Consider the following 23,757-nt stretch of genomic DNA (forward strand, 5'->3'; position numbering starts at 1 on the left):
CATGGCCGTCGTCGCGCGGATTCTGTTGACCCTGTTGCTGGGGTACCTGTGCCTGGTGGCTGGCCGCGCCGTGCTGGCATTCCAGCACGGTACCTGGGGAAAGAGCTATTACGTCCTGGTGGACGACGCTGGGAAGAAGGTATTCGACCAGCGTGCACGGCAGGTCCCGGAAGAAGTGCTGAGGGGGCGTGGCCTGGGTTGGGAAGGTGATGTCCTGACCCAGGACGGGCAACCTCTGTCCAGCCATGCCGACCACCAGGTACGGGTGTTCCGTGCCGACGGTGGTCCGCTGGATTTGGCGGTGGTCCGCTGGCTGGGCCTTGGTGCCGTGCTGGCCCTGATGGTCCTGATGTGGCGCCGCCAGGTTGCAGGGCGGTGGCTGGTTCGGCTGCGCACCGCCTTCCCGTGGTTGCGGCCGGTGGATCTGCTGGTGGTGACGGGCCTGTTGCTGTTCTCCCTGCTCAAGGTCGGCATCATCGACATGGGCCCCTTCGGGTGCGTCATCACCGGGCTGCAGTTCGGCATGAACTACTACGTCCATGACGTGCTGGTCGGTACCAGTGGGGCGCTGACGATCTACCCGTACAACCCGCTGAGCCTGATCTGGATGCAGGCCATGGCCGGCATCCACAGCGACCTGCAGTCGATCGGGATGAATCTGCGTCCCTATGGGCTGGTCAGCCTGTCGATCGTGGCTGCCTACATCTGGCTGTGCCTGGAACTGCAGCTGCTGTTCAAGGAACGCTGGCGCGGCAATCCGCGCCTGCTGTTCTTCATGCTGCTGCTCAATCCCTTCGGCCTCTACTATTCGCTGGTCCTGGGCCAGGTCGACGTGATTGCGGTGGCCCTGCTGGTTGCGGGTGTGCGCCGGGTTCTCGCACCGGGAACGCTGGCCGCCGGGCTGGGCCTGGTGGTGCTGGGCCTGGTGTTCGCCAAGCCCCAGCACATGCTGGTCCTGCCGGCACTGGTCATCGCCCTGTTCGCTGCCCGTGGGCAGGCACTCAAGGGGCGCGTTTTTCTGATCACGGCAGTGGTGACACTGGCCAGCCTGGCCATCTACTGGAGCTACGGCCGGGTGCCGGCCTATGCCCTTTCACTGGGGGTGAACCCGCAGTCGCAGCGGATCGGCTGGGCCACCTGGTTCCAGCTGTTTGGCGATGCGGTGGTCATCAACCGACCGCTGGCCTTCCTGACCATTGCGTTCCTGGTCCTGGCCTACCGGGTGAAGCACGTTGCCGATGGCGTGGGTGCCTGGCAGGTTGCCGCGCTGGTGACTGCTGCACTGACTGCCTGGTTCCAGGCGTCCTATGCGCATACCTTCGGCATGGCCATGCTGATGTTCCCGGCCCTGATGCTGCTGGTGGCCGAGGCAGAGGACCGTTGGCGTGCTGCCGGCGTGTGGCTGGCGTCGATCCTCCTGTTGGTAGGCTGGGGGACCGGCGAGATCGGGGACATGGCGGGCATCTTCGGGAAAGTGCTTTTCAGCCCGGAAAGGGTCCACCACATCGTGGCACTGGGCGTGAACTATCCGTCCCTGCTGGCGACGTTGGAGACGGCAGCCTACATCGCATTTGGCGTGATGCTGATGCTGCGCCTGCTCGGTGGCGCAGAAACGGCTGGTACCTGCCGCCATATCGAGCGTTGAGTACTGCATGAAAAAGGCCGGCCCGGTACGGGCCGGCCTTCAGTTGCCGCAGATCAGAGCGCCGTTTCCAGCTCCGGCAGGATCGCAAACAGATCCCCCACCAGGCCGATATCGGCAATCTCGAAGATCGGCGCATCGCCGTCCTTGTTGATCGCGACGATCGTGCCGGCGTCCTTGATGCCGGTCAGGTGCTGGATGGCACCGCTGATACCCACGGCCACGTACAGTTCCGGCGCGATGATCTTGCCGGTCTGGCCGACCTGCAGGTCGCTGGGCACGTAGCCGGCATCGACGGCAGCGCGCGAGGCACCGACGGCGGCACCGAGCTTGTCGGCCAGCTGGAAGATCACCTTGAAGTTCTCTTCCGAACCGACGCCACGGCCACCGGAGACCACGCGCTTGGCGCTCTGCAGGTCCGGGCGGTCGCTGGCACCGGCGGCCAGGCCGACGAAGCGGGTGTGGGTCGGTAGCGCAGCGTCAACGCTGGCCGCTTCGATGGTGGCACTGCCGCCCTGGGCGGCTTCCGGCCACGACGCGGCGCGCACGGTGGCGACCACGATCTGGTCGGCCGGGGCTTCCACGGTGATGATCGCGTTGCCGGCGTAGATCGGGCGCTTGAAGGTGTGGCTGCCTTCCACGCTCATCAGGTCGGAGACCTGGTTGACGCCGAGCAGGGCGGCCACGCACGGCATCAGGTCCTTGCCGAAGGTGGTCGACGGGCCGAACACGTGGCTGTAGCCCTTGGCCAGCTGCGCGATCTGCGGCGCCAGCACCTGGGCGATGGCCTGCGCGTTGGCAGCGTTGGCCACGGTCAGGACCTTGGCGACGCCGGCGATCTTCGCCGCTTCGGCGGCAACGGCGGCCGGGTCGGCGGCCAGCACCAGCACGTCGATGCTGGCGCCGCTGATGGCGGCTGCGGCGCTGACGGTCTTGGCGGTGGCGGCGTTGAGCTTGCCGTCGTGGTGCTCGGCGATGACGAGAATCTTGCTCATTACAGCAGCCCCTTCTGCTTGAGTGCGGCAACCAGTTCGGCCGCGTCCTTGACCATCACGCCCTTGCTGCGCTTGGACGGCGCGGCGTAGTGGGTGGTCTTGAAGGTATCGGCGGCTTCAACGCCGAGGTCGGCCAGCTGCAGGGTCTCCAGCGGCTTGGCCTTGGCCTTCATGATGTCCGGCAGCTTGATGAAGCGCGGTTCGTTCAGGCGCAGATCGGTGGTGACCACCGCCGGCAGGTCCACTTCCAGCGTTTCCAGGCCGGCGTCGACTTCACGGGTGACCGTGGCCTTGCCGCCGGCGATCTCGAGCTTGCTGGCGAAGGTCGCCTGCGGGCGGCCCCAGAGCGTGGCCAGCATCTGCCCGGTCTGGTTGGCATCGTCGTCGATGGCCTGCTTGCCCAGGATCACCAGGTCCGGCTGTTCCTTCTCGATCAGCTTGAGCAGGGTGCGCGAAGCGGTCAGCGGCTGGATGGCCTGGTCGGTGACGACGTGGATGGCACGGTTGGCGCCCATGGCCAGTCCGTTGCGCAGGTGCGCCTGGGCATCGGCCGGGGCGATGGTGGCAACCACCACTTCGCTGGCGATGCCCTTGTCGCGCAGGCGCAGGGCTTCTTCCAGGGCGATTTCATCGAAGGGATTGGGGGACAGCTTGACGCCGTCGGTGACCACGCCGGAACCGTCCGGCTTGACCTGAATGCGGACGTTGTAGTCCACCACGCGCTTGTACGCGACGAGGATTTTCATCTGGTACGGGGTCCTTCACTAAACAGGGAGAACATCCGGTCCGGGAACAGCAACCGGTTCGGGGGTGGGACCCTGATTCTAGCTGGCTTGGGGTGACCATGCGAATGCGTATGGTTTTGCTGCAATGCCGCAAAAATGCGCTTCGACATGGGGTTGTTCAGCTGATGAGGGCATCCTTGAGCGCAGCCCCGATGTATCCTGCAGAGCTGCATTCAGCCCTGCTGTGCGCTGATGCACCATGATCGACAGGAGAAAGGCTGTGCCCACTTGGCTCGTCACCGGCGGCGCCGGATTCATTGGCGGAAACTTCGTTCTCGAAGCCGTCGCCCGCGGCATCAAGGTCGTCAACCTCGATGTGCTCACCTACGCCGGCAACCTGAAGACCTTGTCCAGCGTGGAGGGTGATCCCAACCATCTGTTCGTGCAGGGCGATATCGGCGATCGGGCACTGGTCGCTGGTCTGCTGGCCGAACACCAGCCGGACGCGGTGCTGAACTTCGCCGCCGAGAGCCATGTCGACCGCTCCATCGACGGCCCGGGCGCCTTCATCCAGACCAACGTGGTCGGCACCCTGGGTCTGCTGGAAGCCGTGCGCGACTACTGGAAGGCACTGCCGGCCGAGCAGGGCGCGGCGTTCCGCTTCCTGCACGTGTCCACCGACGAGGTGTACGGCACCCTGGGCGAAACCGGCAAGTTCAGCGAAACCACGCCGTACGCCCCGAATTCGCCGTACTCGGCGTCCAAGGCTGCCTCGGACCACCTGGTGCGCGCGTTCCACCACACCTACGGGCTGCCGGTGCTGACCACCAACTGCTCGAACAATTACGGCCCGTACCACTTCCCCGAGAAGCTCATTCCGCTGGTGATCGCCAAGGCGCTGGCCGGCGAGCCGCTGCCGGTGTACGGCGATGGCAGGCAGGTGCGCGACTGGCTGTTCGTGTCCGACCACTGCGAGGCGATCCGTACCGTGCTGGCCAAGGGCCAGATTGGCGAGACCTACAATGTCGGCGGCAACTCGGAAAAGCAGAACATCGAAGTGGTGCAGGCCATCTGCGCACTGCTGGACCAGCGCCGCCCGCGCGCGGATGGCCAGCCGCGAAGCAGCCAGATCACCTACGTCACCGACCGCCCCGGCCATGACCGCCGCTATGCGATCGATGCCTCCAAGCTGAAGAACGACCTGGGCTGGGAACCGGCCTACACCTTCGAGCAGGGCATCACCTTTACCGTGGACTGGTACCTGGACAACCAGGAATGGGTCAACGGTGTGCTCGACGGCAGTTACAGGCTGCAGCGCATCGGCACGGCGGCCTGAACCCAGGAGATCTTATGTCCCAGCGCAAGGGCATCATCCTCGCCGGCGGTTCCGGCACCCGGCTGTATCCGATCACCAAGGGCGTCAGCAAGCAGCTGCTGCCGGTGTACGACAAGCCGATGATCTATTACCCGCTCAGCGTGCTGATGCTGTCGGGTATCCGTGAAGTGCTCATCATCAATACCCCGCACGAGCAGGCCCTGTTCCAGCAGCTGCTGGGCGACGGTTCGCAGTGGGGGATGGACATCCAGTACGCGGTGCAGCCGAGCCCGGATGGGCTGGCGCAGGCCTACCTGATCGGTCGCGATTTCGTGGCCGGCAAGCCGAGCTGCCTGGTGCTGGGTGACAACATCTTCCATGGCCATGGGCTGAGTGAAATGCTGCGGCGCGCTGATGCCCGGGATCAGGGCGCCACGGTGTTCGGCTATTGGGTCAACGATCCCGAGCGCTATGGCGTGGCCGAGTTCGACGGCGGTGGCAAGGTCATTGACCTCGTCGAGAAACCGGCCAATCCGCGTTCGAACTATGCGGTGACCGGCCTGTACTTCTATGACGGCAACGCCAGCGATTACGCTGCCGAGCTGAAGCCCTCCGCGCGGGGCGAGCTGGAAATCACCGATCTCAACCGCAGATACCTGCAGCAGGGCAGCCTGCACCTTGAACCCTTGGGGCGCGGCTACGCATGGCTGGATACGGGTACCCACCAATCGTTGCTGGAAGCCTCCAACTTCATCGAGACCATCCAGACCCGCCAGGGCCTGCAGGTCTGCTGTCCGGAGGAAATCGCCTTCGGCAGGGGCTGGATCAATGCCGAGCAGCTGGAAGCACTGGCCGCGCCGCTGATCAAGAATGGCTATGGCCAGTACCTGCACAAACTCGCGCTGCGTGGAGTTGTTCCGTGAAAGTGATTGAAACCAGGTTGCCCGGCTGCGTGGTGATCGAGCCGGCCGTGTTCGGCGACGCGCGCGGCTACTTTTTTGAAACCTGGAACGCCGAGCGATTTGCCGCGCTGGGCCTGCCGGACCGCTTCGTGCAGAGCAATGTCTCCACCTCGGCGCAGGGCGTGCTGCGTGGCCTGCATTACCAGTGGCCGCGCCCGCAGGGCAAGCTGGTGAGCGTGCTGGAAGGCGAGGTCTATGACGTGGCCGTCGACATCCGTCGCGGTTCGCCGACCTTCGGCCAGTGGGAAGCGGTAGTGCTGAGCGCGGAAAACAAGAAGCAGTTCTGGATCCCGGAAGGCTTCGCGCACGGCTTTGCGGTGCTGTCCGAGCGGGCGGTGTTCAGCTACCTGTGCACTGAGGTCTACCTGAAGGACTTCGACGCCGGCGTGCGCTGGAACGATGCCGACATCGCGGTGGACTGGCCGGTCAGCGCACCGACGCTGTCAGCCAAGGACGAGAGCGCGCCCTTCCTGAAGGACATCGCCGAAGACCGCCTGCCGGTCTACAACTCATGACGGTACTGGTGTTTGGCGGCAACGGCCAGGTCGGCCAGGAGCTGCTGCGCGCGCTGGCACCACTGGGCAAGGTGGTTGCGACCACCCGGAGCGGCACACTGCCGGATGGCAGCACCTGCGAAACCGCCGACTTCGGCCAGCCTGACAGCCTGCCGGCGCTGCTGGACCGGCTGCAGCCGTCGGTCGTGGTGAATGCTGCGGCCTACACTGCGGTCGACCGTGCCGAACAGGAGGTCGACGCGGCCTTTGCCGCCAATGCGCAGGCGCCGGGCGTGATCGCGCGCTGGTGTGCGGCGCATGGTGTGCCGTTCGTGCATTACTCCACAGACTACGTGTTCGATGGCCAGGGCACTGCGCCCTACCGCGAGGACGAGCCGACCGCACCGTTGGGTGTATATGGCACCAGCAAGCGAGATGGCGAGGAGGCCGTACGCGCGGCCGGTGGTCGCCACCTGATCATCCGCACGGCCTGGGTCTATGCCTCGCACGGCGCGAATTTCCTGCGCACCATGCTGCGCTTGGGTGCCGAGCGCGATGCGTTGCGGGTGGTGGCCGACCAGATCGGCACACCAACGCCGGCCGCGCTGATCGCGGACGTCACCGCAATGGCGCTGCAGCGATCACCGTCCTTGTCGGGCACCTGGCACCTGACGGCGAACGGCCAGACCAGTTGGCACGGATTCGCCGAAGCGATCTTTGCCGAAGCACTGGCGCTGGGCGTGCTGGAACGGGTGCCGGCTGTCGAGGAGATCACCTCTGCCGATTACCCCACTCCAGCCCGGCGTCCGGCGTGGTCGGTGCTCGACAACCGTGGCCTGCAGGACGCGTTGGGGATCCGGTTGCCTGACTGGCGCCAGGGGTTGCACGCGGTGATGCGGCAACTGCGACCACTGCAGCGCTGAATCTCAATACACGCAGTGGTGGCCGCCGGGCTTGATCCGCCGGTACAGCGTGCCGCCAAAGATGCCGTAGTGCTTGGCCGGATCAGCTGGAAGAACGCCGATCCGCTCGTACAACGAAGACATCACGACGGCCTGCTCGAGCTCGGGAGCCCCAGGCCAGTCTGTGCGCGTGGTGGTCAACACCAGGTCGGGAGAGCAGGTCGCGAGCTCCTTCGCGAGCCGTACCGGATCCAGATCGAGCTGGATGATCCGCGCGCTGAGGTTGTTCAGTTCTCCCGAAGGTGGCAGGCGCCCGGACAGCGGATACACGCTGAACATGAAGCCGCTGATGCTGGCGGAGGCGCCAGGCGGTGCGGCATCACGCAGCATGCGTGCGGCCAGCAGGTAGTTGGACTGCTCGACCTGGTCGGCAGGCCAACTGTGCCGGACCAGTTGACGAACCTCGGCCACCGCTTGGCGGCTTTCCTTTACCTGCGCGAGTACCGGTGGTACCAACAGGAATGCTTCGCCGGCGGCAAGCACGCCGATGGTCAGCCAGGTGCGCTTCGGGCTGGCTGGCAACAAGGCCCGCCATGCCAGTGCGCAGAGCATCGCCATGGCCGGCAGCATCACTGCAAAGTGATAGGGGAAACCGGCCTTCGTGGCAGGTTCGATCAGCGGCAGCAGCGCGCAGGCGAACCAGAACAGTGACCGTGACAACAGCCGGCGATCCCTGCGTGTGGCCACCACTGCCAGCAGTACAACCGTAGCCATGACTGACAGTGCACATGGGACAGGCGCCGCCGCGACGCTGCGGCGGGCTGCCAGCATGAACAGGTCCAGCGTCTGCGGCTGGGCCGAATAGACCGCGCCGGAGCCCCGATAGGCGTCCAGCAGGCTCGTCAGGTCTCCGCGTAGTGCGACGTCAAGCGCCAGCAGGGGGAGCGCCAATGCTGCGCCGCCGGCACACATGGCCCAGGCCTGGCGGCGGCCGTGACCGATCCAGGCCGTGGCGACTGCGAGCACGGCGAACGGCGCCAGCGTCTCGCGCAGCAGCACGCCCAGCGCGATCAGCGCTCCCACCAGCAACCATCTGCGGGTGGACGGGGTGTCCATGCGCTGCCACAGCAATATGGCGGCGAACAGCGGTATGAAGGCGGCCTGATAGCTGTTCTTGAAACCATATTGGATGAATTCGGTATGGTTCATGCCGAGCAGGAACGGCACGCCCAGCAGCAACGGTCCCCAGCCGCGGCTTCCGGATTCGCGGGCGATCATGGCCAGCAGCAACAGGCCGGCCACGCAGGCGACCAGCAGATCGGCCAGGCGGAGCATCAGCAATGATTCTCCCGGCAGGGCATTGATCCACGACAGCAGGATGGGATAGAGCATCAGCGGCCCATCTTCGGGAAGCTGCCCTGGGCCCCCCAGCAGCAGGTGCGCCTTCATCGCGAAATAGGCCATGTAGCCTTCGTCGGTGGCCGGTGGTGAACGCAGCAGCAGCAGACGCGGCAGGGCGACGGTCAGCGCCACGATCACCAGCCAGGACAGCCAGGACAGCCCGGCAGGGAGGCGGAAGGAGGGACGTGCGTGTTCCATCAGTGCAGGCTCGCGAGGATGACACCGGCGCCGACCAGACTGGCGCCCAACCAGAAGCGCGGGGTCAAACGTTCGTTGAAGAGGGAGGCACACAGCACGGGAACCGTGAGGTAGGCCAGGGCGGCGAACACCACCAGCATCGATAGCGGCAGTGTACGCAGCAGTACGATCACCAGCAGGACAGAAGCCAGCTGCAATCCGACAGCGGACATCAGAAGCAGGCACTTTCCTCCTCGCCTGTGGGTGCGCGCAGCGGCCTTCATTGCCAGCTGTGACAGGGTGCTGGCGCAGACGGAGGTCAGTCCGAGGGAAAGCTCAGCGGGCGTCATGTTTGCCATTGACCCCGTTGATGATGAACAGGCCGATCACGATCAGTGCAACGCCGAGCAGGAAGCCCGGTGGCAGGACTTCGCCGAAAAGGCCGGCGGCGGCCAGTGGCGTAAGCAGGTAGATCAGCGCCGTCCACGGATAGGCGGCTGAAAGAGGCATCGCACGCAGCGTGATGAACCAGCAGACAAACCCCAGCGCAGAAGCAGCAAGACCAGCATGCAGCCAGGGATTGAGCAGCGTCTGCACGGTGATTCCGCTTTCGCCTGAGGAACGCAGGCCGGCGTACTTGAACGCGACCTGGGCGGCGGTCATGAACAGGATCATGGCTGCCAGGGCAGAGCGATTGCGTGCCGCATGGCTCATCGCTGCGCCAGCATCACGTTCTGGCCGCAGGCGATGTCACGGGCGATGGGCAGGTGCTCGACCAGAGGCTCCAGGACGCGCAGGCCACGCGCGGCTGCGTCGGGGCAGAAGAAGGGTACGAGGTTGATCGTGGAGGTGCTGATGCTGTTGAAACCAGCGGCACGCAGCCAACCGCGGATCGCCCAGGGGGTGAACGAGCGCTCTTCATGCTCGATGTGATAGCGGGAGAAGCGTTCCAGCAGCTTCAGCACCGGATTGAGCCCGTTCGGCTCCACCACCACGATGCTGCCCTTGAAACCCGCCAGGCCGGCGATGGCACCGGCAGGATCGGGGAGGTGGTGCAGTACGCCCCGCAGCACGATGCAGTCGAAGCGTCCTTCCTCGAGCACTGCACCGATGTCATAGATGTTGCCGACGGCAAATTCGACCCGGGAGGCAAGTCCATGCGTGGCCGCGCGCGCCTGTGCGGCCTCGATCGCGACGGCAGCGGGATCGACTCCCAGTGCATGGGCTGCGCCCATGCCCGGGAATTCCAGCGTATAGGAGCCATCGCCACATCCCAGGTCGAGTACGCGCTTGCCCTGGAACGGGAAAGCGGCAGCAACCGCGCTGCTGATGCGCGCGTTGGCCAGGTTGGAGGACAGGCGATCGGTGGTATAGCGGTAGGAGCCGGTCGCACGGACGTCGTCATCGAACTGGGCGACGTTTTTCTTCACCCGCGGGTGTTGGGAGGATTTCATGCAGGAGTACTCGCAGGTTTGGTGCCGACAGCCATGATGTTGCCGACTCTGAGCGGAATCATCATCCCGGCCAGGCCGATACGCTCAAGGCACCTGAGCAGAAGTGACTTCACGCCACCGGGTAGCGGTGTCAGGCGGACCCAGTAGCGCAGCGGATAGGCATTGCGGATCGAATCCACGCGCACCAGCTGGAAACCGTTGGATTCAAGCAGCGCGGCAACCGACCGGTCGCTGAACAACTGCAGATGCTCGACATCGATGATGGGAGAACGCAGCCCCAACAGACGGTTCAGCGGCGCGCGCCAGTTGTGGACGACCACCGCCAGTTTGCCGCCCGGTTGCAGGAGGGTGTGCGCCGAGCGGACCAGGTCCCCCGGCTCGGCGACATGCTCCAGGGTCATGAACGAACACACCAGCGAAATGGACTGGTCGGCCAGAAGATCCGGATCGAACATGGCTTCGACCAGCATGGGCCTTACAGCTGCCGGTGCGGCATCAATCGCTGCACGTGACGGCTCGACGCCGATGACGGGAGAGAAGCCGGCGTGCTGGAGATAGGGCAGCAGCGGGCCGCTGCCGGCGCCTACGTCAACCGCGCCGCGCCGGTGCGCAAGCTGTTGCAGGTGTGGCGCCAGGGCGCGCGCGTAACTGGCCGCCGCGGCTGCAGCTTCGGGAGTGGAATCGTAGGCGGCATCCGCATAGGCCTGCGACAGGAAGTCGTGGCTGGGCGGGCGCGGAGCGAATACCAGGTCGCAGCGCAGGCAGCGTACCAGCCACAGGCACATGAACTCCGGATCCTTGCGCGATGCATATGTAAAATCGTTGACCCGCGCCGGGTCCAGCTTTTCGTCGGCGAAGGGAACCGCATCGCGGGCGCCGCAGCCGGGGCACGGGCGGTCCCGTGCGTGGTCGAAATCAATGGGTGTGCTCATGATTCATTTCCGGGGGCCAGCACCCTGACTTCACCATGGACGATCAGGTTGCGGCGGATGAAGGCCGGGCGTGCCTTGGTTTCCTCGAAGATCTTGCCGATGTACTCGCCGAGCAGGCCGATGCCAAGGATGCTGGCCGAGCCGAAGAACATCACCAGCAATGCCACGAATGTCACCCCGCGCGGCGCCAGCTCCGGGTGCAGTACGCGTACGCCGACACTGAACACGGCAAGCAGTACGGTGAGCACGCAGGCGATGCCGCCGAACGCAGTCAGCAGGTGCAGCGGAATGCGCGAGAACGAGAAGATGCCCTTCTTGGCCCAGCCGATATTACGGATCCAGTTGTTGGTGCTGGTGCCGAACATCCGGTCAGGGCGTACGTAGTCAACGCCGACCTGGCGGAATCCGACGAAGGCGCGCAGGCCGCGCAGGAATGCGTCACGCTCCTTGCACTGCAGCATCCAGTACACCACCGAACGGTCCAGCAGCGAGAAATCGCCGGCATCCTTCGGAATGGGGACCTCGCTCATCGCCGCGAACACGCGGTAGAAAGCGCGGTAACAGGCTTCGAGCATCACCGGCATATCACGCTTCACGCGCCTGCCGTAGACAACTTCCGCACCGGCACGCCATTCGCGGACAAAGTCCTCGATCAGCTCCGGTGGGTCCTGCAGGTCGCCGTCCAGCAGGACACATGATTCCTTGCTGGCATACTCCATGCCGCTGCGGAATGCAGCCTGCGAGCCGAAGTTGCGCGAATGGGTAATGCCGATGACATGGGGGTCCTCGGCACTGATGCGCCGGATGACGTCGGCCGAATCGTCAGGCGAGCAGTCATTGACGAAGATGATCTCGTAGTCGACGGCCAGGCGCTGGAAAACCTCGGTCAGTCGCTGGTGCATCACCGGAATGGCCTGGGCATCCCGGTAGCAGGCGATCACGGCCGATACCGAATTGCGTTCGGCCTGCCGGGGGGCCTTCTTGGTCAGTTCGCCAAAAATGCTGTGGTCCAGTTGATCACGCCACCAGTCCACGCTGCGGCGCAACCCATCTTCGAGGGTGATCCGGGCCTGCCAGCCGAGTATGCGGGCTGCCTTTGACGGGTTGGCATACCAATCGCTGAGATCCCAGGCACGCCCTGCCGAAGTGCTGAACTCCGGCGTTGCGGCCAGGCCGAACTGGGAGACTGCCTGGGCGGCCAGCGCGTCCAGCCGGGTCGGGTTTCCAGTGCCGATGTTGAAGGACTCGCCGGCGATTGCTGGCGACATCCGGGCCGCCGCCGTCACGAAGGCGGCGACGACGTCGTCGACGTGGATGAAGTCGCGCGATACGTCGGGGCGGGCAAACATCGGCAGCTCGCCACGGGCGATGTGTGCACACAGGTTGGGGATCAGGCGCGAACTGTCTTCATAGGGGCCATAGACCGAATACAGGCGCAGGTTGACGATCGGTTGGTGCAGGACCTTGCCGTAGTAACTGACGGCCTGGCTGCAGGCGGCCTTGCTCACCGCATAGTGGCTGTTGGGCAGCAGCGGCGCGTCCTCGGCCGGACCGGATGCATTGAGTCCGTATTCCGAGGACGAGCCGGCGCGGATATAGGCCGCCAGTGGCAGGGACCTGGCTTGTTCCAGCAGATTGATGAAGCTGCTGTAGTTGGTGGCATGGATGCGCTGTGCATCATCCTCGAAGGCGTAGGCACCGAACGAAGAGCAGTCGAAGATGGTTCGTGGCGCGACCTTGCGCAGCACCGTGGCGACCGAGGCTGGATCGTTGAGGTTGAGGAAAGCCAGGTTGGCTGCAGGTATGCCCTGCAGGCGCCAGGAGTCACCGGAAAACACGGTGCCCACCACGTCGCTGCGCTGCGCAAGGCAGCTGCGCAGCAGATTGGCACCGATGAATCCGCTGGCACCGATCACCAGGACCGGCCCTTCCAGTGCAGCGATCATTCTTTCCAGGCTCATGCGGTCTGCTCCCTCACCATCGCGTGCAGCGATTCAGCATCCAGGCCACACTCGTGGCGATGGAACTGCTGTGAGCCGAATCGGCCGGATGGATAGCGCAGGGCATGGCGATGAATGAACGGGCCGACGGCATGGCCGCCGGTCAGCACGGCAGCAGCCAGCGACATGCCGAGACCTCCCTCGCGCACGTGCTCTTCGACGACATACAGTGGCCCGCCGCGCAGCTGGGCGATCATGGCATCCGGCAGCTGCCGTACGTCTGGTTCGGTCACTGCCCATACTGCTGGCCGGGCGGCCAGCGGCAACTCCGCCAATGCCGACCAGGCAACCCCGGCCATCGGCCCAAGTGCAGCCATTACCCCGCGCTCGCCGGGCAGCAGCTGGCGCCAGGGGGCGTAGGCCGGTACCGGGTGTCCCGAAGGACGGGCGTCATAGCCAAGCCGCAGGTAGGTAGGGCGGTGCAGGTCCTGCAGCAGGGCCGGTAGATCCTCGTCGAAGGCGGGCACCTTGACGTCCATGCCCAGCGCCATCATCGCCGCGCAGTCCTCCAGTGCATGATGGGTCGGCCCCATGTGCCCATAGGCGAACCCACCGCCGTTGCCCACGAGGCAGACAGGCAGGCCGGGCAGGCATACATCGTTGCGGATCTGCTCGAACGGCCGCGCGTAGCAGAAGGGGGCGATGCTGTAGGCGAAAACCGTGTTGCCTTCGCGGGCAAGACCGGCGGCAACACCGATCATGTTCTGCTCGGCAACGCCAGCATTGATGAAACGGTTGCCGAACACGGCCTGGACCTCTTCCAGTGCCATGAACCCGAGGTCACCGGTGAGGAAGAAATGCTGTGGGGTTGCGCAGTGGGCAATGACTGCGGCGGCAAAGGCCTTTCTCATCGTGCTGCATCGCTCCCGAATGCAATTGCCTGTTCGTACTCGGCTTCCGCCAACGGCAGGTAATGGGATTCCAGCAGGCCGGCATAGTGGGTGCCAAGGCCCTTCACCGTATCCAGCACCAGTACAGTGGGGGCACCGGCGGCCGGTTGGTGGAGGATCTGTGCCAGGGCGTCAGGATCATGGCCGTTGGCGCGCTGCACCTGGGCACCGAACGCCTGCAGACGGGGGCCCAGGTCTGGGCAGGAAACGACATCCTGCGTGCTGCCGAACCCCTGAAGGCCGTTCTGGTCAATCAGCAGGGTCAGGTTGTCCAGGCGATGGTGAACGGCGAACGACAGTGCCTCCCAGCAGCTGCCTTCCTGCCATTCCCCGTCCGAGCACAGGCAGTACACCCGCCGCGACGACCCCTGGTGGCGTGCAGCCAGGGCCAGGCCGGCCGCAAGCGAGGGGCCGTGGCCAAGCGAGCCCGTGGAAAACATCAGGCCGGGAATGCCACTACCGCTGGGGTGGCCGGGCAGCAGGCTGTCATCCTGGCTGAAAGTGTCCAGATCCGCGTCGCTCAGGCGACCCAGGGTCCAAAGTGTGACGTACAGCGCGCCTGCGGAATGGCCCTTGGAAAGGACAAACCGATCATCTTCCTGCATCACGCCGTGATGCAGCGCGATCAGCGCATCCAGACAGGAAAGGTTGCCACCCACATGACCGGACCGGGTCTGGAAGTGCATCTTCAGCAGGCGTGCGCGAGCCTGGGCCGCAAGGGCAGGTAGCCTGTTCACTGTAGTCCCACAATTGCTTCAATTGGGCAAGTATAGGGGCGGCAGCCCGCACAGCGACCCTGTTGATCGTTCGTCGTGGCGGACCGGACGGGGCCGCCATGGAATTTCCAGCTCAGTTCCCGGTGCGCCCGTACGTATCCTCGAACCGCACGATGTCATCCTCGCCCAGATAACTGCCTGACTGCACTTCGATCAGTTCCAGCGGCAGTTTGCCCGGGTTGCGCAGGCGGTGCGTCACGCCCAGTGGGATGTAGGTGCTCTGGTTCTCGCTGAGCAGGATCACCTCGTTGCCGCGGGTCACCTCGGCGGTGCCGCTGACCACGATCCAGTGTTCGGCGCGGTGGTGATGCATCTGCAGGCTGAGCGTGCCGCCGGGCTTGACCGTGATCCGCTTGACCTGGAAGCGCTCGCCGTTGTCGATCGAGTCGTAGGCGCCCCAGGGGCGGTACACCTTGCGGTGCCAGGTCGCCTCGCTGCGGCCTTCGGCCTTCAGCTTGGCCACCACGGTCTTGACCTCCTGCATGCGGTCAGCCTTGCCGACCAGCACCGCATCGTCGGTCTCGACCACGACCACATCATCCAGCCCGACCAGTGCGACCAGGCGCTGGGCATAGGCATAGGTGTTGCGGCAATCGATGGCGATCACATCACCCTGGTGGGCATTGCCGTCGCCGTCCTGCTGCGAGACATCGCGCAGTGCGGTCCACGAGCCGACATCGTTCCAGCCGGCATCGAGCGGGATCACCACCGCGTCGGCGGTCTTTTCCATCACCGCGTAGTCGATCGAGTCCGAGGGCACGGCGGTGAAGGCGTCCTTGTCCAGGCGGGTGAAGTCCGCGTCGCGGCGGGCCTGCTGCCAGGCCTGGCGGCTGCTGGCCAGCATTTCCGGCTGGAAGCGCTCCAGCTCCTGCAGGTAGCGCGACGCCTTGAACAGGAACATGCCGCTGTTCCAGTAGTACTGGCCGCTGCTGACGTAGCCGGAGGCAGTCTCCAGGTCGGGCTTCTCGACGAAACGCTCGACCGTGCGCACGCCCTGTCCATCAGCGGCCTTGATATAGCCATAACCGGTTTCCGGGCCGGTCGGTACGATGCCGAATGTCACCAGCTTGCCGGCGTCGGCGGCGCTTGCTGCGGCCTGCACTGCACTGCGGAAGGCCGCTTCATCAGTGATTACATGGTCGGAGGGCAGCACCAGCAGCAGCGCGTCGGCACCGTCACGGGTGGCCTCCAGCGCGGCCACGGCAATCGCCGGTGCAGTGTTGCGGCCCACTGGTTCCAGGATGATCGCGGCCGGCTCGGCCCCGACCTGCTGCAGCTGCTCGGCAGCGACGAAACGGTGCTCTTCGTTGGCAATCACCAGCGGGCCACGCGCCGCAAGCGGGGCGACGCGCTGCCAGGTGGCCTGCAGCATCGTCAGCTCGCCCGCCAGCGGCAGGAACTGCTTCGGGTACGCCTCGCGCGAAAGCGGCCACAGGCGGGTGCCGGATCCACCGGACAGGATGACGGGCTGGATGCTGCTCATGCGGGCCTCGGTTACTGCTGGATGAGACGGGAGATGTCGTCGGTACGCGCCTGCATCAGCGCCGCGTCACCCCGTGCTTCGACGTTCAGGCGCAGCAGCGGCTCGGTATTGGAGCTGCGCAGATTGAAGCGCCAATCACCAAAGTCGGCACTGATGCCATCGGTGTGGTCCAGCGTGGGCGATTGCGCCGCGAAGTGTTCCATCACGCGCGCGACGGCGGCCTTGGCATCGGCCACCTTGAAGTTGATCTCGCCGCTGCACGGATAGGCCGCCATGCGGTCTTCGACCCAGTCAGCCAGTGAACGGCCGCTCTCGGAAACCAACTGGGCGATCAGCAGCCAGGGAATCATGCCGGAGTCGGCATAGGCGAACTCGCGGAAATAGTGGTGCGCGCTCATCTCGCCGCCGTACACCGCGTCTTCGGCGCGCATCTTTTCCTTGATGAAGGCATGGCCGCTCTTGCACTGCACCGCGACACCGCCGGCCTGCTCGACCATGTCCACAGTGTTCCAGACCAGGCGCGGGTCATGCACGATCTTGCCGCCGGGATGGCGTGCCAGGATCGCCTTGGCCAGCAGGCCGACCAGGTAGTAGCCCTCGATGAAGCGGCCGCTGTGGTCGAAGAAGAAGCAACGGTCGAAGTCACCGTCCCAGGCAATGCCGAAATCGGCGCCATGTTCGCGCACCGCGTCGGCGGTGGCGGCGCGGTTCTCCGGCAGCAGCGGGTTGGGGATGCCGTTGGGGAAGCTGCCGTCCGGCTCGTGGCAGATGCGGATGAACTCGAAGGGCAGGTGCGGGGCGAGCAGGTCGACGATGGCACCGGCGCCGCCATTGCCGGCATTGACCACCAGCTTCAGCGGCTTGAGCTTGCCGGCATCGACATAGCCCAGCAGGTGCTGGATGTAGGCGCTTTTGTCGTGCCGGGCAGCCAGGCCTGCGCGCGGCGGCTGGGCCTCGGAGGTATCGGTGGCCACTGCATCGGAAATCGCGAACAGGCCGGTGTCGGAACTGATCGGCCGTGCTTTCTCCTTGACCAGCTTCATGCCGTTGTAATCCATCGGGTTGTGGCTGGCGGTGACCATCACGCCGCCGGCCGCCCCCAGGTGGTCGGTCTGGAAATAGACTTCTTCGGTGCCGCACAGGCCGATGTCGATCACTTCCCGACCGGTACCGCGCAGGCCGGCCGCCAGTGCATCCTGCAGCGCCGGGCTGGTCAGGCGCACGTCGTGGCCGAGGACCACCGGGCCCGGTGCGAGCTGGGCGGCCAGTGCCACACCGATGCGGCGGGCCAGGTCTTCGTTCAGTTCCTCGGGCACGCGGCCACGGATGTCATAGGCCTTGAAGGCGGGCAGGGGCATCGAACCAGTCCATCCGGATAGAGAAACCCGATTATAGCGGGAGGGTCTGCAAACGGCCGGTGAGCCAGGGGCGCCCGGCCAGTAGCGTTGGCAGGGGAGTGGGGCCGGCCGATTCCCCGTCGATGGGCCATGGCCAGCAGGCAGTTCGCATACAATTGCGCGCTGACGACCGAGGACATGGCCCGAGTGGCCATCGCCGATTGGCCTGCTGTTCCAGAAGGATCGAGGTTTGCTTTGAAATTCACTCACGATCAGAAACGCGTGCTGGTGACCGGTGGCGCGGGCTTCCTCGGGTCGCATCTGTGCGATCGGCTCATCGCGGGCGGCCATGACGTCCTCTGCGTGGACAACTTCTACACCGGCAGCAAGGCGAACGTGGATGGGCTGCTGGGCCACCCGCGGTTCGAGCTCATGCGCCATGACGTGACGTTCCCGCTTTATGTGGAAGTGGACCGGATCTTCAACCTGGCCTGCCCGGCGTCACCGATCCACTACCAGCAGGACCCGGTGCAGACCACCAAGACCAGCGTGCATGGGGCGATCAACATGCTCGGCCTGGCCAAGCGCCTGCGCGCGCGCATCCTGCAGGCCAGCACCAGTGAGGTGTACGGCGATCCGGAAATCCACCCGCAGGTGGAAGGCTACTGGGGCCGGGTCAACCCGATCGGCATCCGCAGTTGCTATGACGAGGGCAAGCGTTGCGCCGAAACGCTGTTCTTCGACTACTGGCGCCAGCATCAGCTGGAGATCAAGGTCATGCGCATCTTCAACACGTATGGCCCGCGCATGCATCCCAATGACGGCCGGGTGGTCAGCAACTTCATCGTGCAGGCGCTGAAGGGCGAGCCGATCACCATCTATGGCGATGGCAGCCAGACGCGCAGCTTCTGCTATGTCGATGACCTGATCGAGGGCATGTTGCGGCTGATGGACTCGCCGGCCGATCTCACCGGCCCGATCAACATCGGTAATCCCTCCGAGTACACCATGCTGGAGCTGGCCGAGACCGTGCTGCGCCTGGTCGGCGGTACCTCGAGGATCGAGTACCGCCCGCTGCCGTCGGATGATCCGCGCCAGCGCCAGCCGGATATCAGCCTGGCCAAAGCGGATCTGGGCTGGGAGCCCAAGGTCGGCCTGGAGGACGGCCTGAAGGAGACCATCGCCTATTTCCGCCATCGCTTGCAGGCCTGAGGTGGCGACGATGCGCAAGATCGTGGTGATGCCGGTCTACGAAGACCTGGAAGCCTCCTCGAAGCTGTTCGTCGAGCTCGCCCGCACCCAGGGCCCGGACACCTATGTGGTGGCCGTGGACGACGGCTCGGTGCGGCAGCCATTGCCGATCAGCGCCATTGAGGCTTCGGGGTTGGAGGGCGTGGTGATCCGCCTGCGTCGCAATGTCGGGCATCAGCGTGCGATCGCCATCGGCCTGGGCTATGTGGCCGAGCACTTCGATGGCAATGACATTGTCGTGGTGATGGATTCCGATGGCGAGGATACGCCGGAGAGCATCACCGAGCTGGTGGCGGGCCTGGATTCGGCCGATGTCGACGTGGTGGTGGCCAGCCGTCGCAGCCGGGTTGAATCGCTGAAGTTCAAGTCGTTCTACATCGTCTACAAGCTGCTGTTCTCGCTGCTAAGCGGACGCCAGATCAGTTTCGGCAACTTCATGGCGGCGAAGATGCCGGCGGTGCGCCGGTTGGCATCGATGCAGGAGCTGTGGATCCACGTTGCAGCCTGCGTGCTGGGCTCGAAGCTGCGCGTGCAGACCTGTGCGCTGGATCGTGGTCCGCGCTATGCCGGTCGCAGCAAGATGAACTTCGTCGGCCTGGCCCTGCACGGATTCCGTGCACTGATGGTGTTTGCCGAGGATGTGCTGGTACGCGTGGGCATCGCCTGCACCCTGGTGGCGGCACTGTCGATCATCGGCGGCATCGTCGCCACCGGGCTGAAGATGCTGGGCTTTGCATCGCAGGGCTGGTTCTCGCTGGCATTCGGCATCCTGGTGCTGGTGTTCCTGCAGACCGCGGCACTGACGCTGATCATCCTGATGTTGTCGGGAATGATGCGCGGCGGTGGCGTCATGAGCGTGGGCAGCTATCGCGAGTTCGTCGACGAGGTCCTGCATGCTGGCCGCCGCAGTGGCTAAGGATGCGCTGGGCGGACAGGCCGTCCGCTACGTGATCAATGGCCTGGTCGCCACCGCAGTGCACTATGGAGTGCTGCACTTCAACATCGAGGTGCTGCACATCCCGCTGGCCGCGGTGGCCAATGCGATTGCAGCGGTCTTCGGCATCACCGTGTCGTTCCTCGGCAGCCGCTACTTCGTTTTCCATGGCAGGCAGGGGAGCCTGGCACGGCAGGGTTCCCTGTTCCTGCTGATCTACGCCGCGATCGCTGTGCTGCATGCGCTGGTGATGTACGTCTGGGCCGATCGATGGGGCCTGGACTACCGCGCAGGGTTCGTGCTGGCGACCGGAATGCAGATGGCCGTCAGCTTCGTCGCCAACAAGTTCCTGGTGTTCAAATGAACAAATATCTGCGTGCCGCGCTGGCAACCCTTGCATTCATTGCCGCCCTGCTGCTGGTTTACTACGTCCACATGCGCCAGTTCCGCGTGAACGTGGTGCTGTATGCCAGCATCCTGGACGCGATTATCGCAGTGGTGGTGGTGTTTGCGGGCCTGTATGCATTGAAGTGGTTCCGGGATTTCAGCCGCCTCGAGCTGATCCAGCTGGCCGCCATCTGGTTGCTGGGAGGCTATGTGTTCGCGATCTCGGTCCCGACCGTCATCGACCGCTCGCTGTCCTTCTACATCCTGGAGAAGCTGCAACAGCGTGGTGGTGGGATACGCGAAGACGCGTTCCGCCAGGTGTTCACTGAAGAGTACGTCCGCGAGCATCATCTGGTGGAAGTGCGCCTGACCGAGCAGCTGCAGTCCGGAACCGTGGAGATCCATGATGGTTGTGTGCGATTGACCGCGCGCGGCGAGCGCCTCGCATCGTTCGGCCGCTTCTACCGGCAGAACCTGCTGCCGACCCACCGCCTGCTGATGGGGCAGTACACCGATGCGCTCACTGATCCTTTCCGCGACAGCCGGATGCCGTCCGACTATCGTTGCCAATAGCCCGGGTGCTGCTGGCGCATTGGCTTTTCCGTTGGTTCCTTGAAATGTTTCATGGATGACATGACCTCCACCTCTCCCCCCCTGCGCACTTCGCGCCGGGACCTGGCGATTGCCGGGTTCCTGTTGCTGCTGTTGGCCGCTTCCCTCGTATCGGTCGCCAAGCGATCGGACTATCAGACGTCGTTGCTGCGCCAGGCCTTCGTTGAGGACGCGGGATTTGACGCATCCGTACCACGTGAGGTGGTGGATGCACGCGATCTGGTACGCGCGCAGCCGATCGCTCCCTCTCTGCTTTCGCTCGGGCAGGGGCTGAAGGACGATCCCTTGATCCAGCAACGCATGTGGGAGGCGCTGTATCCGGTCCGGTTCAGCGATACCGATACCCCGCAGCGCCTGCTGAGGGCCGGTGATCCGCTGGTTGACCAGTGCCACGTCCAGGGGAGGAGCGGAGATGTCGTTCTTGCCGACTGCCGCTGAACCAGGGCGCCGTGCGGCGCTGGCCATGCTGGTCTCCATTCTTCTCTGCTATGGCCTGGCCGCCATAGGCCTGACGGGCTGGCCGGTGCAGGTGGCATTCTGCGCGGTCGTGCTCAGCGCGCTGCTCGCCCTGTCGGCCGTGCGTGACCTGCGTACCGCGCCTCTGGTCCTGGCCGTTCTGGTGCTGGTGTTGATCGCACTGGGAAGCCCCAGCGATGGCTGGGACCCGCGTTCGATCTGGCTCTTCCATGCCAAGCGGATCTACCTGGAGGGCACGTTGTACGCCCAGCTGGATGATTACGCGCCGTGGAGCCACAACGACTATCCCGCGCTGGTTCCGTTGTTGATGGCCTGCGCAGCAGGTTTGGCCGGGCACTGGAACGAACTGCTGCCCAAGGCGGTGGCACCGCTGCTGCTGCTGCCGGCACTGCTGCTGATCGCCCCGAGTTTCCGATGGCGCTGGTGCGGGGTGCTGTTCGCAGTGCTGCTGCTGCGCCTGGGGCGCGACATGCTGATCAACGGCTACATGGATCCTCTGGTGGCGGTCTACGCCGTCGCTGCCGTGGCGACAGCGGTGCGCTACCGCATGTCCGGGAAGCATGGTGGTAGTCGCGAGCTGGTCGCATTCACCCTGCTGGTGGCCGTGCTGTCGATGTTGAAGAACGAGGGCGCCGTGCTTGCGGTTCTGTTGACGGCCGTGGTGCTGGGCGAAGGCGTGCTGCGTGAGCGTCGCCTGGGCTGGCGCATCCTCCTGGCCGCGGTTGTGGCCCTGCTGCCACTGCTGGCATGGAAGCTGGCCGTCGGGCAGGCAGGGGTTGGCAATGACCTGGCGGGAAGCGACATGAAGGCGCAGCTATTGGCGCGGCTTGGCAGCGAGGGCGGTACCCTGCCGATCGTCGGGCGCCTGCTGCTGGATGTCTGGGTGCTGGTGCCGTTGCTGGTGCTGGCGGTGCTCTGGCGCCCGGTGCTGCGGGTTCCGGCGGCATCGGCTGCCATGCTGGCGGCGCTGGCGTACGCGGCGGTGCTCTTCCTGGTCTACCTGGGAACGCCGCATGACCTGGACTGGCACCTGCGCACCAGTGTCGACCGAGTCCGCATGCCGGTAACACTGTTGCTCGGGTTTGCGGTGCTGCTGGCGCTGGAACATCGCGTCGCGGTGAAGACGCTGCGCGCTCACTGAGCCGGAACGCGCCGTGGCGCCATGCTGCGGCGCATCCCAGCGGTAGGCAGGTGTAGCGCTAGAATGCGCTCATTCTTCCCGTGTGGGGCTGTAGAAATGGAACACGTGACTTCCACCGGCAAGCGCAACAAGCGCTTCGCCAGCGCGGCGGAGGCCCTTCAGGGCGTCATCGCCGATGGCCAGACCCTGGCTGTCGGAGGCTTCGGCCTGTGCGGCATTCCCGAGGCACTGATCGCCGCGCTGCGCGACAGCGGGGCCAAGGGCCTGACCGTGATCTCCAACAACGCGGGGGTCGATGGCTTCGGCCTGGGCCAGCTGCTGGAGACGCGGCAGATCAGGAAGATGATTTCGTCCTACGTGGGTGAAAACAAGGAGTTCGAGCGGCAGTTCCTGGCCGGTGAACTGGAGCTGGAATTCAACCCGCAGGGCACCCTGGCCGAGCGCCTGCGCGCCGGTGGCGCCGGCATCCCGGCGTTCTTCACCGCCACCGGCTACGGCACGGTGGTGGCCGAAGGCAAGGAAACCCGCGAGTTCGACGGCAAGCACTACGTGATGGAAACCGCGCTGCGCGCCGACGTGGCGCTGGTCAAGGCGTGGAAGGCCGACGAGGCCGGCAACCTGGTGTTCCGCAAGACCGCGCGCAACTTCAACCCTGCCTGTGCGATGGCCGGCAAGGTCTGCATCGTGGAAGTGGAGGAGGTGGTGCCGGTCGGCGCCATCGATCCGGACCAGGTGCACCTGCCGGGCATCTACGTACACCGCATCGTGCACAACGCGCATCCTGAAAAACGCATCGAACAGCGCACCATCCGCGCGGAGGGCAACTGACATGGCGTGGACCCGTGACGAGATGGCAGCGCGCGCTGCCCAGGAACTGACCGACGGTGCCTACGTGAACCTGGGCATCGGCCTGCCGACCCTGGTCGCCAACCACATCCCCGAGGGCGTGGACGTGTGGCTGCAGTCGGAAAACGGCCTGCTGGGCATCGGCCCGTTCCCGACCGACGCCGAAGTCGACGCGGACCTGATCAATGCCGGCAAGCAGACCGTCACCGCGCGTGCCGGTGCCAGCTATTTCGGCAGCCATGACAGCTTTGCGATGATCCGTGGCGGCCACGTCAACCTGGCCATCCTCGGCGCCATGCAGGTGACCGACAAGGGCGACCTGGCCAACTGGATGGTGCCCGGCAAGATGGTCAAGGGCATGGGCGGCGCGATGGACCTGGTGGCCGGCGTGCAGCGCGTGGTGGTGCTGATGGAGCACACCGCGAAGAACGGCGAGCACAAGATCCTGGCCGAATGCACGCTGCCGCTGACCGGCGTCGGCGTGGTCGACCGCATCATCACCGACCTGGCTGTATTCGACGTCACCGATGCCGGTCTGGTGCTGGTGGAAGCGGCGCCGGGAGTGGGCGACGAGGAGCTGAAGGAGAAGACCGGCGTGGCGTTTGCGCGCAGCTGAGGCCGCAG

General features: G+C 65.1%; 25 protein-coding genes. 13 read left to right on the top strand and 12 right to left on the bottom strand.

The window, feature by feature from the left end; genetic code table 11:
* Position 1 precedes the first annotated feature (1 nt).
* Positions 2-1,645, top strand: coding sequence for a hypothetical protein (locus tag QP552_RS02605; RefSeq protein WP_286074890.1), 1,644 nt, complete (start codon positions 2-4; stop codon positions 1,643-1,645).
* Positions 1,646-1,698: 53 nt separating this feature from the next.
* On the opposite strand, the gene QP552_RS02610 is transcribed toward QP552_RS02605, so the two are convergent.
* Complete coding sequence (locus QP552_RS02610) at positions 1,699-2,637, bottom strand: electron transfer flavoprotein subunit alpha/FixB family protein (RefSeq protein WP_286074891.1); 939 nt, start codon at positions 2,635-2,637, stop codon at positions 1,699-1,701.
* Complete coding sequence (locus QP552_RS02615; protein WP_111111831.1) at positions 2,637-3,383, bottom strand: electron transfer flavoprotein subunit beta/FixA family protein; 747 nt, start codon at positions 3,381-3,383, stop codon at positions 2,637-2,639. The genes QP552_RS02610 and QP552_RS02615 overlap by 1 nt, the downstream gene beginning before the upstream one ends.
* 259 nt (positions 3,384-3,642) lie before the next feature.
* Between QP552_RS02615 and rfbB the strand changes: the two genes are divergently transcribed.
* From rfbB to rfbD, 4 genes are read left to right on the top strand one after another with little or no spacing between them, the layout of a single operon-like run.
* On the top strand, positions 3,643-4,698 hold the full coding sequence (gene rfbB, locus QP552_RS02620; protein ID WP_106550198.1) for a dTDP-glucose 4,6-dehydratase: 1,056 nt from the start codon (positions 3,643-3,645) through the stop codon (positions 4,696-4,698).
* A gap of 14 nt (positions 4,699-4,712) precedes the next feature.
* Positions 4,713-5,600 (top strand): glucose-1-phosphate thymidylyltransferase RfbA, encoded by an 888-nt coding sequence (rfbA, locus tag QP552_RS02625; RefSeq protein WP_106550197.1) that lies wholly within the window; start codon positions 4,713-4,715, stop codon positions 5,598-5,600.
* Positions 5,597-6,154 carry a dTDP-4-dehydrorhamnose 3,5-epimerase gene (rfbC, locus tag QP552_RS02630; protein WP_286074892.1) on the top strand — a complete coding sequence of 186 codons (558 nt, stop codon included), beginning with the start codon at positions 5,597-5,599 and terminating at the stop codon, positions 6,152-6,154. Before rfbA ends, rfbC begins: the two co-directional genes overlap by 4 nt.
* On the top strand, positions 6,151-7,056 hold the full coding sequence (gene rfbD / locus QP552_RS02635; protein ID WP_286074893.1) for a dTDP-4-dehydrorhamnose reductase: 906 nt from the start codon (positions 6,151-6,153) through the stop codon (positions 7,054-7,056). Before rfbC ends, rfbD begins: the two co-directional genes overlap by 4 nt.
* A gap of 3 nt (positions 7,057-7,059) precedes the next feature.
* On the opposite strand, the gene QP552_RS02640 is transcribed toward rfbD, so the two are convergent.
* The 10 genes from QP552_RS02640 to QP552_RS02685 form a co-directional block, all read right to left on the bottom strand.
* Positions 7,060-8,499, bottom strand: coding sequence for a hypothetical protein (locus QP552_RS02640; protein WP_286074894.1), 1,440 nt, complete (start codon positions 8,497-8,499; stop codon positions 7,060-7,062).
* Between the two features lie 134 nt (positions 8,500-8,633).
* On the bottom strand, positions 8,634-8,963 hold the full coding sequence (locus QP552_RS02645) for a hypothetical protein (RefSeq protein WP_286074895.1): 330 nt from the start codon (positions 8,961-8,963) through the stop codon (positions 8,634-8,636).
* Complete coding sequence (locus tag QP552_RS02650; protein ID WP_106550192.1) at positions 8,950-9,327, bottom strand: EamA family transporter; 378 nt, start codon at positions 9,325-9,327, stop codon at positions 8,950-8,952. Before QP552_RS02650 ends, QP552_RS02645 begins: the two co-directional genes overlap by 14 nt.
* Positions 9,324-10,067: a class I SAM-dependent methyltransferase gene (locus tag QP552_RS02655; RefSeq protein ID WP_106550191.1), complete on the bottom strand. Its 744-nt coding sequence runs from the start codon at positions 10,065-10,067 to the stop codon at positions 9,324-9,326. The genes QP552_RS02650 and QP552_RS02655 overlap by 4 nt, the downstream gene beginning before the upstream one ends.
* A complete protein-coding gene (locus QP552_RS02660; RefSeq protein ID WP_106550190.1) occupies positions 10,064-10,999 on the bottom strand; it encodes a class I SAM-dependent methyltransferase in 936 nt (311 codons plus the stop codon). Before QP552_RS02660 ends, QP552_RS02655 begins: the two co-directional genes overlap by 4 nt.
* A complete protein-coding gene (locus QP552_RS02665; RefSeq protein WP_286074897.1) occupies positions 10,996-12,960 on the bottom strand; it encodes an NAD-dependent epimerase/dehydratase family protein in 1,965 nt (654 codons plus the stop codon). Before QP552_RS02665 ends, QP552_RS02660 begins: the two co-directional genes overlap by 4 nt.
* On the bottom strand, positions 12,957-13,850 hold the full coding sequence (locus QP552_RS02670; RefSeq protein ID WP_286074898.1) for a hypothetical protein: 894 nt from the start codon (positions 13,848-13,850) through the stop codon (positions 12,957-12,959). The genes QP552_RS02665 and QP552_RS02670 overlap by 4 nt, the downstream gene beginning before the upstream one ends.
* Complete coding sequence (locus QP552_RS02675) at positions 13,847-14,626, bottom strand: 1-deoxy-D-xylulose-5-phosphate synthase N-terminal domain-containing protein (RefSeq protein WP_286074899.1); 780 nt, start codon at positions 14,624-14,626, stop codon at positions 13,847-13,849. Before QP552_RS02675 ends, QP552_RS02670 begins: the two co-directional genes overlap by 4 nt.
* A gap of 112 nt (positions 14,627-14,738) precedes the next feature.
* Complete coding sequence (locus QP552_RS02680; RefSeq protein WP_286074900.1) at positions 14,739-16,148, bottom strand: mannose-1-phosphate guanylyltransferase/mannose-6-phosphate isomerase; 1,410 nt, start codon at positions 16,146-16,148, stop codon at positions 14,739-14,741.
* Between the two features lie 11 nt (positions 16,149-16,159).
* Positions 16,160-17,506, bottom strand: coding sequence for a phosphomannomutase (locus QP552_RS02685; protein ID WP_286074901.1), 1,347 nt, complete (start codon positions 17,504-17,506; stop codon positions 16,160-16,162).
* 234 nt (positions 17,507-17,740) lie between these two features.
* On the opposite strand from QP552_RS02685, the gene QP552_RS02690 reads away from it, so the two are divergent.
* The 8 genes from QP552_RS02690 to QP552_RS02725 all read left to right on the top strand — a co-directional run bounded on the left by QP552_RS02690 (position 17,741) and on the right by QP552_RS02725 (position 23,749).
* Complete coding sequence (locus QP552_RS02690) at positions 17,741-18,697, top strand: UDP-glucuronic acid decarboxylase family protein (RefSeq protein WP_286074902.1); 957 nt, start codon at positions 17,741-17,743, stop codon at positions 18,695-18,697.
* Positions 18,698-18,707: 10 nt separating this feature from the next.
* Complete coding sequence (locus QP552_RS02695) at positions 18,708-19,652, top strand: glycosyltransferase (protein WP_099551409.1); 945 nt, start codon at positions 18,708-18,710, stop codon at positions 19,650-19,652.
* Positions 19,630-20,034: a GtrA family protein gene (locus tag QP552_RS02700; protein WP_088470171.1), complete on the top strand. Its 405-nt coding sequence runs from the start codon at positions 19,630-19,632 to the stop codon at positions 20,032-20,034. The genes QP552_RS02695 and QP552_RS02700 overlap by 23 nt, the downstream gene beginning before the upstream one ends.
* A complete protein-coding gene (locus tag QP552_RS02705) occupies positions 20,031-20,630 on the top strand; it encodes a hypothetical protein (protein WP_286074903.1) in 600 nt (199 codons plus the stop codon). The genes QP552_RS02700 and QP552_RS02705 overlap by 4 nt, the downstream gene beginning before the upstream one ends.
* Positions 20,631-20,690: 60 nt before the next feature.
* Entirely contained in the window at positions 20,691-21,107 is a 417-nt protein-coding gene (locus QP552_RS02710; protein WP_258393974.1) for a hypothetical protein, read from the top strand.
* Positions 21,082-22,287: a hypothetical protein gene (locus QP552_RS02715; RefSeq protein WP_286074904.1), complete on the top strand. Its 1,206-nt coding sequence runs from the start codon at positions 21,082-21,084 to the stop codon at positions 22,285-22,287. The genes QP552_RS02710 and QP552_RS02715 overlap by 26 nt, the downstream gene beginning before the upstream one ends.
* A 96-nt stretch (positions 22,288-22,383) precedes the next feature.
* A complete protein-coding gene (locus QP552_RS02720) occupies positions 22,384-23,115 on the top strand; it encodes a CoA transferase subunit A (RefSeq protein ID WP_111204253.1) in 732 nt (243 codons plus the stop codon).
* Position 23,116: 1 nt separating this feature from the next.
* A complete protein-coding gene (locus QP552_RS02725; protein ID WP_286074905.1) occupies positions 23,117-23,749 on the top strand; it encodes a CoA transferase subunit B in 633 nt (210 codons plus the stop codon).
* The last annotated feature ends 8 nt before the right edge of the window (positions 23,750-23,757 follow it).

It is taken from the genome of Stenotrophomonas sp. 59, assembly GCF_030291095.1.
Classification (GTDB): domain Bacteria; phylum Pseudomonadota; class Gammaproteobacteria; order Xanthomonadales; family Xanthomonadaceae; genus Stenotrophomonas; species Stenotrophomonas maltophilia_Q.